This is a genomic window from Streptomyces sp. NPDC045678 (assembly GCF_056432085.1).
The window spans coordinates 35,774-49,805 of the sequence record NZ_JBWKJS010000014.1; the positions used below are offsets into that span (position 1 = coordinate 35,774).

At 72.6% G+C, this 14,032-nt stretch carries 1 protein-coding gene; it reads left to right on the forward strand.

The genetic code is table 11. The features are described 5' to 3' along the window. A complete protein-coding gene (locus AC07DO_RS37205) occupies positions 1-14,025 on the forward strand; it encodes an amino acid adenylation domain-containing protein (protein WP_479066468.1) in 14,025 nt (4,674 codons plus the stop codon). Positions 14,026-14,032: the final 7 nt, after the last annotated feature.

Sequence of the window (14,032 nt, forward strand, 5' to 3'; positions counted from 1 at the left end):
ATGACCCGCTCCGTAGTCGAGGACGTCTGGCCGCTGTCGCCGTTGCAGGAAGGGCTCCTGTTCCACGCCGCCTTCGACGACCGGGGACCGGACGTCTACCAGGGGCAGCGGACGCTGGAGCTGGTCGGCCCCGTGGACGTGGACCGGCTGCGCAGGACATGGGAAGCGCTGCTGGCCAGGCACGGCGCGCTGCGGGCGAGCTTCCGTGGCCGCAAGTCCGGCGAGGCCGTGCAGGTCATCGCGCGCGAGGCGGAACTGCCCTGGCGGCTGGTGGACCTCTCCGGTCTCGCGGAGCACGACGCTCTCGCCGAGACCGACCGGCTGGCCGCGGGTGAACGTTCCCGGCGTTTCGACCCGGCGGTCGCCCCCCTGCTGCGGCTGCTCCTCGTCCGGCTCGGCGACGAACGGCACCGCCTCGTCGTCACCAGTCACCACGTCGTCATGGACGGCTGGTCCATGGCGGTGCTCTTCAACGAACTGCCGCCCGTGTACGCGGAGGGCGGCCGTACTCGCGGCCTGCCCCGCGTGACGTCCTACCGGGAGTACCTGGCCTGGCTGAACCGCCAGGACAAGGAGGCCGCGCGGGCAGCCTGGCGGGCGGAGCTCGCCGGGGCCGACGAGCCGACGCTCGTGGCACCGGCCGACCCGGGCCGGACCCCCGTGACCCCGGAGAGTCTGATCACCTACGTCTCCGAGGAGCTGACCGCCGGCCTCGCGCAGGTGGCCCGCAAACTCGGGGTCACGGTCAACACCGTGATCCAGGGCGCGTGGGCGCTGGTCCTGGCCCGCCTCGCCGGACGCACGGACGTCGTGTTCGGCGCGACGGCGGCGGGTCGCCCGGCCGAACTTCCGGGCGTGGAGTCGATGATCGGCCTGTTCATCAACACGCTCCCGGTCCGTGTACGTCTCGACGGCGCGCAACCCGTGTCGGAGATGCTCACCGCCCTTCAGCGGCGCCAGGCCGGACTCATGGCCCACCAGCACCTCGGACTGCCCGACATCCAGCGGCTCGCCGGTCCCGGATCGGTCTTCGACACGATCATCGTGTACGAGAACTACCCGCGGCCCCCGGAGCGGGAGCCCGCGCCCGACACCTTCGCCATCCGCTTCCTGGGCGGCGAGGAAGCGGCGCACTATCCGCTGACGCTGGTCGTCGCCCCCGAGGGCGACCGCATGGGCTTCAAGCTCGACCACCGCCCCGACCTCTACGACCGCGCGGACGCCCGGTCGGTCGTCGACCGGCTGACGCGGGTCCTCGAACAGGTCGTGGCGGATCCGTCGGTGCCGGTGGGCCGTGTCGACGTGGCCGGAGAGGCAGAACGGTCACTGGTCGTCGAGGAGTGGAACGCGACCCGGCGGCCGGTGACGGCCGCAACGGTGCCCGAGCTGATATCCCGACAGGAGCGGCGCACACCTGACGCGGTGGCCGTGACGGACGGCGAACAGACCCTGACCTACGCAGAGGTGAGTGCCGCATCCGCCCGTCTGGCCCAGCACCTGACGCGTGTCGGAGTGAAGCGCGGAGACCGCGTCGCGGTGGCGATGGAACGTTCGGCCGATCTGGTTGTGGCGTTGCTCGGGGTGTGGCGGGCGGGGGCGGCGTTCGTTCCGGTGGATGTGGAGTATCCGGTGGAGCGGGTGGCTTTCCTGCTGGCCGACTCGGCGCCCACGGCGGTGGTGTGCACTCGGCGCACGAGCGGGTTCGTCCCGGAGCGGGCGGGGGGTGGCCGACGCGTGGTGATCGACGTCCCGGAGACCGCCTCGGTCATCGCCGCGTGTCGTGCCGATGGGTCTGGGGTGTGGGTGGGTGGGGAGGACGTGGCGTATGTGATGTATACGTCGGGTTCGTCGGGGGTGCCGAAGGGTGTGGTGGTGCCGCACGGTGCGGTGGCGGGGTTGGTGGGGGGTTCGGGTTGGTCGGTGGGTGTGGGCGATGCGGTGCTGATGCATGCGCCGCATGCGTTTGATGTGTCGTTGTTCGAGGTGTGGGTGCCGTTGGTGGTGGGTGGCCGGGTGGTGGTCGCGGGCCGGGGTGTGGTGGATGCGGGGGGTGTCCGGGCGGCTGTTGGTGGTGGTGTGTCGGTGGTGCATGTGACGGCGGGGATGTTCCGGGTGCTGGCGGAGGAGGCGCCGGAGTGTTTTGCGGGTTTGTGTGAGGTGTTGACGGGTGGGGATGTGGTGCCGGCGGGTGCGGTGGCGCGGGTGCGTGCGGCCTGTCCTGGGGTGGCGGTGCGGCATTTGTACGGGCCGACGGAGGTCACCCTCTGCGCGACCACACACCTCCTGGCACCGGGTGCGCCGATGGGCGACACCCTGCCGATAGGCCGTCCGCTGCCCAACCGCCACGCCTACGTCCTGGACGCCTTCCTCCGCCCCGTCCCGCCCGGAACGACGGGCGAGCTTTACCTCGCCGGATCCGGTCTGGCACGCGGCTATTCGGGGCGGCCGGGGTTGTCGGCCGGGCGATTTGTGGCGTGTCCGTTCGGTGGCGGGGTGGGGCGGCGGATGTATCGCACGGGTGACCTGGTGCGGTGGACGTCCGGCGGTGAGCTGGTGTTCGTGGGGCGGGCGGACGAGCAGGTGAAGGTGCGCGGTTACCGGGTGGAGCTGGGCGAGGTGGAGTCGGTGCTTGCCGGGCGCGAGGGGGTCGGTCAGGCGGTGGTGGTGGCCCGGCAGGACGTGCCGGGCGGCGAGAAGCGGCTGATCGGTTACGTCGTGCCGGACAGCGACGAGTGTGAGGTGGAAGCCGAGGCGCTGCGGGCGTACGTGGCGGGACGGTTGCCGGAGTACATGGTCCCGGCGGCGATCGTGGTGGTGGACGCGTTGCCGTTGACGGTGAACGGGAAGGTGGACCGGGCTGCGCTGCCGGCTCCGGACTTCGCCGGGCGGGTTACCGGCCGTGAACCGCGTACCGACGTCGAGCGGGTGCTGTGCGCGGTGTTCGCCGAGGTGCTGGGGCTGGAGCGGGTCGGTGTCGAGGACGGGTTCTTCGCACTGGGCGGTGACTCCATCAGCTCCATGCAGCTGGCTTCCCGTGCGCGCCGCGCCGGGCTCGTGGTCACGCCCCGGCAGGTGTTCGAGGAGAAGACCGTGGAGCGGCTGGCGCTGGTCGCGGAGGCGGTGGGGAGTGAGGTCGCGCCGGTCGCCGATGTCGGTACCGGAGTGGTGCCGTGGACGCCGGTCATGCGGGCGTCGGGGGAGCGGGCCGCGCGGCCGGGGTTCGCGCAGTGGGTGGTGCTGGGTACGCCGACGGGGCTGCGTCCGGAGGTCCTGGCGGCCGGTTTGGGTGCGCTGCTGGACCGGCACGACATGTTGCGGGCGCGGGCGGTGCCGGGCGAGTCGCAGCTGATCGTCGAGGAGCCGGGGTCGGTGGACGCCGGGAGTCTGATCGAGCGCGTGGACGTGTCGGGGGGTTCCGTCGATGTGGGTGAGGTGGCCCGCGAGGCCGCCGGTCGGCTCGATCCGGCGCGCGGTGAGATGGTGCGGGCAGTGTGGGCGGACGCCGGGCCGGACCGGACCGGACAACTCGCGCTCATCGTGCATCACTTGGTGGTCGACGGGGTGTCGTGGCGGGTGCTGGTGCCGGATCTGCGGGCGGCGTGCGAGGCGGTGGCCGAGGGGCGTGTACCGGAGCTGGATCCGGTGGATACGTCGTTCCGCCGCTGGGCCGAGTTGCTGGCCACGGAGGCCGTCGGGGAGGAGCGGGTCGCGGAACTCGACGGCTGGCTTGGCCTGCTCGGAACAGCACAACATCCCCTCGCTGAGCGCAAGTTGGACCCGAACATCGACACAGTGGCCACCTTGCGGCAGCAGTCCTGGGTGGTTCCGCCGGAGCGGGCTGAGGTGCTGCTCGGCAAGACGCCTGCTGCTTTCCACTGCGGTGTCGACGACGTCCTTCTGGCCGCTCTGACCGGGGCGGTTGCGCACTGGCGGCCGGAGGCGGCCTCGGGGCTCCTGCTCGATGTGGAGGGGCATGGGCGTGAGCCGGTCGGTGACGGTGGTGTGGATCTGTCGCGCACGGTGGGCTGGTTCACCAGCGCGCATCCGGTGCGGACGAGTACGTCCGGGGTCGACCTCGCGCAAGTCCTGGAAGGCGGCCGGGCGGCGGGCACACTCCTGAAGGCGGTCAAGGAGCAGCTGCGTGCGATCCCGGGCGGTGACGGGCTCGGCTACGAGCTGCTGCGCCACCTCAACCCGCAATCCGCGCACGTCCTGCGTGCCCGGCCCGCGCCCGAGATCGGCTTCAACTACATGGGCCGGTTCGCGACAGCCGCACGCAGCTCCGGCCCCGCCCTCGCCTGGCAGCTGACCGGCGGCACCGCCATCGGCGGCACCGTCCCCCCGGACATGCCCCTCCACCATGCCCTCGAAGCGAACGCCACCGTCCACGACACCCCCCACGGACCGGAGCTGGAGCTGCGGTTGAGCTGGCCCGACGGCGTAGTGGCGCAGGACGAGGCCGAGCGGCTAGGCGGCATCTGGTCCGCCATGCTGGGCGGTCTGGCCGCCCATACGACGGACGACCCCGACGCGGGCGGGCACACCCCCTCCGACTTCCCGCTGCTCGGCGCCGCCGCACTCACGCAGGGCGACGTCGACAGGGTGGAGGCGGCGGTGCGGGAGCCGGCCGACATATGGCCGCTGTCACCGCTCCAGGAAGGAATGCTCTTCCACGCCACCTACGACGCGCAGGGGCCGGACGCCTATCAGAGCCAACGCGTGCTCGCCGTGGACGGCCCGCTGGACGCCCGGCGGCTACGGGCGGCCTGGGAGACGCTGGTCGCGAGGCACGACGCGCTGCGTGCCGGGTTCCACCGCCTGATCTCCGGTGAAGCCGTGCAGGTCGTGGCCAGGGGAGTACAACTGCCGTGGACCGAGGTCGACTTGACGCACCTCGATGGGGACGAGGCGCTCACCGCGGCCGACCGCCTCGCCGAGAACGAGGCGGCGGAACGCCTCGACCTGACGACCGCCCCGCTCCTGCGGCTCGTTCTCATCCGCATCGGCACGGAACAGCACCGGCTCGTCGTCACAAGCCACCACATCGTGGCCGACGGCTGGTCGACGCCCCTCATGCTCAACGAGGTCTCGGCGATCTACGCGGCGGACGGCGCCGCCCCCGCACCGGCCGGGCCTGCCTCGTACGGGGACTACCTCGCATGGCTGCACCGGCAGGGCAAGGAGGCCGCGCGGGACGCCTGGCGGGCGGAGCTGGCCGGGACCGACGAGCCGACCCTCGTGGCGCCGGCCGACCTGCCCGGTGGCCTCGTCCTGTCCGAGGAACGCTCCGTGCGCCTGTCCGGCAGGGCCACGCGCGCCCTCACCGCGCTGGCCCGCTCGCACGGGCTGACCGTCAACACCTTCGTCCAGGGAGCCTGGGCGCTGGTCCTCGCCCGGCTCGCCCGGCGCACGGACGTCGTGTTCGGCACGACCGTGGCGGGGCGGCCCCCCGAGATTCCCGGCGTCGAGTCGATGATCGGGCTGTTCATCAACACCTTGCCGGTGCGCGTACGGCTCGACGCGCGAGAAACCGTCCTGACCCTCCTCACGCAACTACAAGCCCGCCAGACGGCCTTGATGACCCATCAGCACACGGGACTCGCCGAGATCCAGGCGCTCGGCGGACCCGGCGCCGTCTTCGACACGATGCTGATGGTCGAGAACTACCCGCGGAACACCGCCCGCCTCTCCGGTGCCGTCGCCCCGGTCACGCTCACCCAGCTCAGCAGCCGGGCGGGCACCCACTACCCCCTGGCCATCGGTGTCGTCCCCGACGACCGCATCGAGGTCCGCGTGACGTACCGGCCCGACGCCTTCGACGGACAGCGCGCCCTCCAGGTGGGACGGCAGCTGACGCGCGTCCTCGAACAGATCGCGGCCGAGCCGATGCTGCCGGTCGGCGACATCGACGTACTGGGAACGGCGGAGCGCACCGCGGTCGTGGAGCGGTGGAACGACACGGACCGGCCCGTCGCGGCCGGGACGCTGGGGGACCTGTTCGACGCGCAGGCGCGCCGCACCCCCGACGCGCCGGCCGTGATCGGGGCGGACCGGCGGTGGACGTACGCGGAACTCGGCCGGGCCGCCGACCGCGTGGCACACGGCCTGTCGGCACGCGGGGTGGGCAGGGGCGACCTGGTCGGCGTGGTCATGGAACGATCCGTGGACGTGGTCGCGGTGCTGCTGGGCGTGGTGCGGGCCGGAGCGGCGTTCGTGCCGGTCGACCCGGCCTACCCGGCCGAGCGGATCGCGCACGTTCTCGCCGACGCGGACCCCGCGCTCGTGGTGTGCACGACCGCGACGGAGCCGGTGGTCCCGGAGACTCCCGCGGGGGCGGGGCGCTGGGTCTACGACGCCCCCGAGCCGGCCCCCACCGGGGTTTCCTCGCTCCACGTGCGTCCGCCCCGGTCGGCCGGGCTCGGCTCCACGCCCGCCGTCTGCCACGTGTCGGACCCCGCCTACGTCATCTATACGTCAGGATCGACGGGCACGCCCAAGGGTGTCGTCGTCACGCACGGCGGCATCGGCAACCTCGCCACCGGCCAGATCGAACGCTTCGCCGTACGCCCGGACTCACGCGTCCTGCAACTGGCCTCCTGGAGCTTCGACGCCGCCATCTCCGAAATGTGCATGGCCCTGCTCTCCGGCGCGGCCCTCGTCGTGGCCGACGAGGACCGGCTGCCGCCGCACGGCTCGCTGACAGAGCTCACCGCCGAGTTCGGCATCACGCACATGACGGTGCCGCCGTCCGTCCTGGGAACCGTGGACGCACTGCCGGACACCGTGAAGACGCTGGTGGTTGCGGGCGAGGAGTGCCCGCCGAGCCTGGCGCGGCGATGGTCGGACCGTCGCCTCGTCAACGCCTACGGCCCCACGGAGGTGACCGTCTGCGCGGCCATGAGCGAGCCGCTGCGCCCCGGACAGCGACAGGGACAGGGAGTGGGCCAAGGGCAGGAGCAGGCGCAGGAGGACGGCCCCGTGCCGGTCGGCCGCCCGCTGATCAACACCCGCACGTACGTGCTCGACGACTTCCTGAAACCGGTCGGGCCGGAAACCGTGGGCGAGCTGTACGTCATGGGGCCCGGTCTGGCGCGCGGGTACCTGCGGCGGCCGGGGTTGTCGGCCGGGCGATTTGTGGCGTGTCCGTTCGGTGGTGGTGTCGGGCGGCGGATGTATCGCACGGGTGACCTGGTGCGGTGGACGTCCGGCGGTGAGTTGCTGTTCGTGGGGCGGGCGGACGAGCAGGTGAAGGTCCGTGGGTTCCGGGTGGAGCTGGGCGAGGTGGAGTCGGTGCTTGCCGGGCGCGAGGGGGTCGGTCAGGCGGTGGTGGTGGCCCGGCAGGACGTGCCGGGCGGCGAGAAGCGCCTCATCGGCTATGTCGTGCCGGACGGCGACGGGCGCGAGATGGACGCCGAATCGCTGCGGGCGTATGCGGCCGGAGCGCTGCCGGACTACATGGTGCCGACAGCCATCGTCGTCCTGGATGAGCTTCCGTTGACGGTGAACGGGAAGGTGGACCGGGCTGCGCTGCCGGCTCCGGACTTCGCCGCGCGTGCCGGGGGCCGTGAGCCGCGTACGGAGACGGAGCGTGTTCTGTGCGCGCTGTTTGCCGAGGTGCTGGGGCTGGAGCGGGTCGGCGTCGACGACGGGTTCTTTACGCTGGGCGGAGACTCCATCAGCTCCATGCAGCTGGCTTCCCGTGCACGTCAGGCGGGCGTGATCCTCACACCGCGCCAGGTGTTCGAGGAGAAGACCGCGGAACGGCTGGCGCTGGTCGCGGAGACGGCAGGGCCCGAGGCCGCGCCGGTCGCCGATGTCGGTACCGGACGGGTGCCGTGGACACCGGTCATGCGGACGTTGGGCGAACGCGTCACGAGCGCGCAATTCGCGCAGTGGGTGGTGCTGGGTACGCCGACGGGGCTGCGGCAGGACGTTCTGGCGGCCGGCCTGGGCGCGGTGCTCGACGGGCACGACATGCTGCGGGCCCGTACCGTTCCGGGCGAGCGGACGCTGATGGTCGAGGAGCCGGGGTCGGTGGACGCCGGGAGTCTGATCGAGCGCGTGGACGTGTCGGGGGGTTCCGTCGATGTGGGTGAGGTGGCTCGCGAGGCCGCCGGTCGGCTCGATCCGGCGCGCGGTGAGATGGTGCGGGCCGTGTGGGCGGACGCCGGACCCGAAAGCCCCGGCCAACTCGTCCTCGTCGTCCACCACTTGGTGGTCGACGGGGTGTCGTGGCGTGTCCTGGTCCCGGATCTGCGGGCCGCTTGCGAGGCGGCGGCCGAGGGGCGTGTACCGGAGCTGGATCCGGTGGGCACGTCGTTCCGCCGCTGGGCCGACCTGCTGACCGCGGAGGCCACCGGCGAGCACCGGGTCGCGGAGCTCAAGGACTGGCTTGCCCTGCTCGGCGACGACGTACAGCCGTTGACGCAACGAGCGTTGGACCCGGCCGTCGACACCGCCCGTACCCTGCGCCGCAGTTCCTGGGTGGTTCCACCGGAGCGGGCTGAGGTGCTGCTCGGTAAGACGCCTGCTGCTTTCCACTGCGGTGTCGACGACGTCCTACTGGCCGCTCTGACCGGGGCGGTTGCGCACTGGCGGCCGGAGGCGGCCTCGGGGCTCCTGCTCGATGTGGAGGGGCATGGGCGTGAGCCGCTCGGTGACGGCGGTGTGGATCTGTCGCGCACGGTGGGCTGGTTCACCAGCGCGCACCCGGTGCGGACGAATACGTCCGGGGTCGACCTCGCGCAAGTCCTGGAAGGCGGCCGGGCGGCGGGCACACTCCTGAAGGCGGTCAAGGAGCAGCTGCGCGCGGTCCCGGGCGGTGACGGGCTCGGCTACGAGCTGCTGCGCCACCTCAACCCGCAATCCGCGCACGTCCTGCGTGCCCGGCCCGTGCCCGAGATCGGCTTCAACTACATGGGCCGGTTCGCGACAGCCGCGCGCAGCTCCGATCCCGCCCTCGCCTGGCAGCCGACGGGCGACACCGCCATCGGCGGCACCGTCCCCCCGGACATGCCCCTCCACCACACCCTCGAAGCGAACGCCACCGTCCACGACACCCCCCACGGACCGGAGCTGACCCTCACCCTGAGCTGGGCGGGCGAACTGGTGCGGGCAGCCGACGCCGAGCGGCTCGGCAGCACCTGGGCGGCCATGCTGGGCGGCCTCGCCGGGCACACCGTCGCCGACGCCACCGCGGGCGGCCACACCCCGGCCGACTTCCCTCTCCTCGGCACCGCCCTGACGCAGGCCGCGGTGGAGGAACTGGAGATCGCGGTGCCGGCCCCGGCCGACGTATGGCCCCTGTCACCGCTCCAGGAAGGAATGCTCTTCCACGCCACGTACGACGAGAGCGGCCCCGACGTCTACGAAGGCCAGCGTGCCCTGGAGTTGGAAGGCCCGCTGGACGCCACCCGGCTGCGCGCGGCCTGGCAGGCGCTGCTGCGCCGGCACCCGACCCTCCGCGCGAGCTTCCACCGCCTCACCTCGGGCGAGGCGGTACAGATCGTGGGCAGCGACGTCGAACTCCCGTGGTGCCACGTGGACTTGTCCCACCTGGATCCCGCCGACGCGCGCACCGAGACCGAGCGTCTCGCCGAACGCGAGCGGGAGCGGCGGATCGACGTCACCAAGCCGCCGCTGATGCGGCTGCTCCTGATCGGGCTCGCCGAGGACCGGCACCACCTGATCATCACCAGCCACCACCTCATCATGGACGGCTGGTCCCTGCCCGTCCTCATCGGTGACCTGACCGCCGTGTACGAGGCGCTGGCCACGGGCGGCGACGAACGGGACCTCCCGGCAGCGACGTCCTACCGCGAGTACCTCGCCTGGCTCGGCCGGCAGGACGGCGACCTGGCACGGCAGGCATGGCGCGCGGAGCTCGACGGGCTGGACGAGCCGACGCTCGTCGTCCCGGCGGACTCGGTGCGCGTGCCGGTCGTACCCGAGCGGGTCCGGTTCGCGTTCCCCGAGGACCTGTCGCGGGATGTCGCAGAGCTGGCCCGCGACCGCGGCCTGACGGTGAACACGCTGGTGCAGGGCGCCTGGGCCCTGCTGCTCGCCCGCCTAGCCGACCGCGCCGACGTGGTGTTCGGCGCGACCGTGGCGGGGCGGCCCACCGATCTGCCGGGCGCGGAGTCGGCGATAGGCCTCTTCATCAACACGTTGCCGGTGCGCGTACGACTCGACGCGCGACAGCCCGTGGCCGAGATGCTGGCGGAACTCCAGGAGCGACAGGTGGCACTGATGGCCCATCAGCACATGGGGCTGTCGGAGATCCGCCGACTCGCCGGGCCCGGAGCGGAGTTCGACACGCTCGTGGTCTACGAGAACTACCCTCACCCGCCCGCCGGAGACGCCGCGCCCACCTCCCTCACCATCCGTCCCGCGGGTGCGCCACAGGACATGGGCCACTACCCGCTCACCTTCGTCGTGTCGCCGGGCACGCCCATGCAGGGTGACTTCGTCCACCGCCCGGACGTATGCGACCGCGCCCGCGCCGAGCGGATGATCGCGTCACTCATACGGATCCTCGAGCAACTGGTCGCCGACCCGCAGGCTCCCGTCGGGCAGGTGGACGTGGCCGACGCCGCCGTGCGCGAGACGGTCGTGCGCGAGTGGAACGCCACGGGGGCCACGGCCGCTGGGGCACCGCTTCCCGAGTTGTTCGGTCGGCAGGTGGGGGTGTCGCCGGGTGCGGTGGCGTTGGTGTCCGGTGAGCGGCGGGTGACGTATGGGGTGTTGGGGGCTGAGGCGGGTTGTTTGGCTCGGTTTTTGGTGGGGTTGGGTGTGGGGCCTGAGGTGCGGGTGGCTGTGGTGGGTGAGCGGTCCGTGTCGTGGGTGGTGGCGTTGTTGGGGGTGTCGTTGGCGGGGGGTGTGTTCGTTCCGGTGGATGCGGGTTATCCGGCGGAGCGGGTGGGGTTTGTGCTGGGTGATGTGGGTGCGTCGGTGGTGGTGTGCTCGGTGGGGTCGCGGGGTGTGGTGCCTGAGGGGTTTGCGGGTCGGGTTGTGGTGGTGGATGACCCGGTGGTGGCGGGGGAGATCGGCAGGTGTGCGCCGGGGCCTTTGGGGGCGGGGGAGCGGCGTGGTGTGTTGTCGGCTGCGCATGCGGCGTACGTCATCTACACCTCCGGTTCCACCGGCACCCCGAAGGGCGTCGTCGTCACCCACGCGGGGCTGCAGAACCTCGCGCGGGCCCAGATCGACCGCTTCGGCGTGCGGGCCGACTCGCGCGTCCTGCAGTTCGCGTCCCTCAGCTTCGACGCGGCCGTCTCCGAGCTGTGCATGGCGCTGCTCTCGGGCGGCACGCTGGCCCTCGCCCCGGAGGACGAACTCCCGCCCAGGGTGTCGCTGGACGCCGCCCTGCGCGCGTCGCGCACGACCCACGTGACCGTGCCGCCGAGCGTCCTGGCGGCCGAGGACACGCTGCCGGACACCCTCGAAACCCTCGTGGTGGCCGGCGAGGCCTGCCCGCCGGGCCTGGCCGACCGGTGGTCGGCCGGGCGGCGCATGATCAACGCGTACGGGCCGACCGAGACGACGGTCTGCGCCGCGATGAGCGAGCCGCTCACCCCGGGACGCGACATCGTCCCGCTGGGTCGTCCGATGGCGAACACGCAGGTCTTTGTCCTGGACGACTTCCTGCTGCCCGTGCCACCCGGTGTCACCGGTGAGCTGTACGTGGCCGGGGCGGGGCTCGCCCGCGGGTACCTGGCACGCCCAGGACTGTCCGCCCACCGCTTCGTGGCCTGCCCGTTCGGGGCGGGGGAGCGCATGTACCGCACCGGCGACGTGGCCCGGTGGACCGACGACGGCGAACTGGTCTTCGCCGGACGCGCCGACGACCAGATCAAGATCCGGGGACATCGCATCGAGCCGGGTGAGATCGAGACCGTGCTCGCCGCGCACCCGGACGTGGCGCAGGCGGTGGTCGTGGCGCGCCGCGACCGTGCGGAGGACGCGCACCGTCTGATTGCCTACGTCGTCGTCACTAGCGCCACCGGCAGCACTAGCGCCGTCGGCACCACCAGCTCAACGGGCGTCACCGAAGCCGCCGCCGGCGACGCGTCACCCGGCGCCCCGGAACCCCCGGGTCTCACCGCGTACGTACGCGACCGGCTGCCGGAGTACATGGTCCCGGCGGCGTTCGTCCCGCTGGAGCGGCTGCCGCTGACCCCCAACGGGAAGGTGGACCGGGCCGCCCTGCCGGCGCCCGACTTCGCCGAACGGGTCACGGAACGCGCCCCGCGCACGGCGACCGAGCGGGCCCTGTGCGACCTGTTCGCCGAGGTGCTCGGTCTGGACCGGGTCGGTGTAGGCGACAGCTTCTTCGAGCTGGGCGGCGACTCGATCATGTCGATGCAGCTCGCCTCGCGGGCGCGCACGGCCGGGCTGCTGCTGACCTCGCGGCAGGTGTTCGAGGAGAAGACCCCGGAACGTCTCGCGCAGGTCGCGGAGACCGCCGAACCGGAGACGGCACCCGACGACATCGGCGTCGGCGAGGTGCCCTGGACCCCCGTGATGCACGCGCTGGGCGAACGGGCCACGAGCCCCGGCTTCGCGCAATGGGTGGTCGTCGGCGCCCCGGCCGACCTGGGCCTCGACACCCTGGCCACGGGCCTCGCCGCCGTCCTCGACACCCACGACATGCTGCGCGCACGCACGGTGCCCGGTCAGCCCAGGCTCATCGTCGGCGAGCGGGGCTCGGTCGACGCGACGGCCCTCGTCTCACGCGTCGACGCGACGACCCTCGTCCCACGCGTCGACGCGACGGACTCCACCTCGCACGGCGACCCCACGACCCCCGCCCCCTCCTCACTCGACGACACCGCCGCCCAAGCGGCCCAGGAGGCGGCACGGCAACTCGACCCCGCCGCCGGGATCCTGGCCCGCGCCGTATGGGTCGACGCAGGGCCCGAGCGCACCGGACGCCTCGTCCTCGTGGTGCACCACCTCGTCGTCGACGGCGTGTCGTGGCGCGTCCTCGTACCCGACCTGCGGGCGGCGTGCGAAGCCGCTGCCGTGGGACGGACGCCCCACCTCGAAGCCGTCGGAACCTCGTTCCGGCGCTGGGCGGAGCTGCTGGCCGCACAAGCCGTCGACGCGCAACGCGTCGCCGAGGCCGAGGAGTGGCTGGCTCTCCTCGGCAAGCAGCAACAGCGGCTGGCCGCGCGCGAGGTGGACCCCGGCACCGACACCGTACGCACCCTGCGCCACCGCTCCTGGACCGTGCCGCCCGAGCATGCCGCCACGCTCGTGGGCCGCACGCCCGCCGCCTTCCACTGCGGTGTCGACGACGTGCTGCTCGCCGCCCTCGCCGGGGCGGTCGCGCGCTCACTGCCCGGCACCGCGTCCGGACTCCTGGTCGACATCGAGGGCCACGGACGCCAACCGCTCGACGGCGTCGACCTGTTGCGGACGGTGGGATGGTTCACCAGCGTGCGGCCGGTCCGCCTCGACGTGACCGGCGTCGACCTGGACGGCGCTAGGGCCGGTGGCAGGGCTGCCGGTACGTTGGTGAAGGCCGTCAAGGAGCAGGCGCGGGCGGTGCCCGGCGACGGACTCGGCCACGAACTGCTGCGCCACCTCAACTCCGCGACACGCGCAGAGTTCGAGGCCGCGCCGACGGCACAGATCGGCTTCAACTACCTGGGCCGGTTCGCCGCAGGCGGAGGCCGCGCCGCGGGCCCGCCCGGCCCGTGGGAGATGGCCGGCGACACGGCGATCGGCGGCTCGGTCGACCCGGACATGCCCGCCACCCACGCACTGGACGCCGGCGCCGTGGTCCGGGACACCGCCGAAGGACCCGTACTGACGATCACTCTGAGCTGGGCGAGCCGGCTACTGGAGGAAGCCGAAGCGGAACGGCTCGGCAGGGCCTGGCTGGACATGATGGCCGGACTCGCGGACCACACCGCCGACCCCACGGCAGGCGGACACACCCCGTCCGACTTCCGCCTCCTCGACCTCGCACAGCAGCAGATCGAGGAGCTTGAAGCCGGATTCGCAGGCGAGAAGCCATAGATGCCAT

Coding starts and splice junctions, on each gene's coding strand:
- AC07DO_RS37205 (WP_479066468.1), top strand. CDS start 1: ATGACCCGCTCCGTAGTCGAGGACGTCTGGCCGCTGTCGCCGTTGCAG.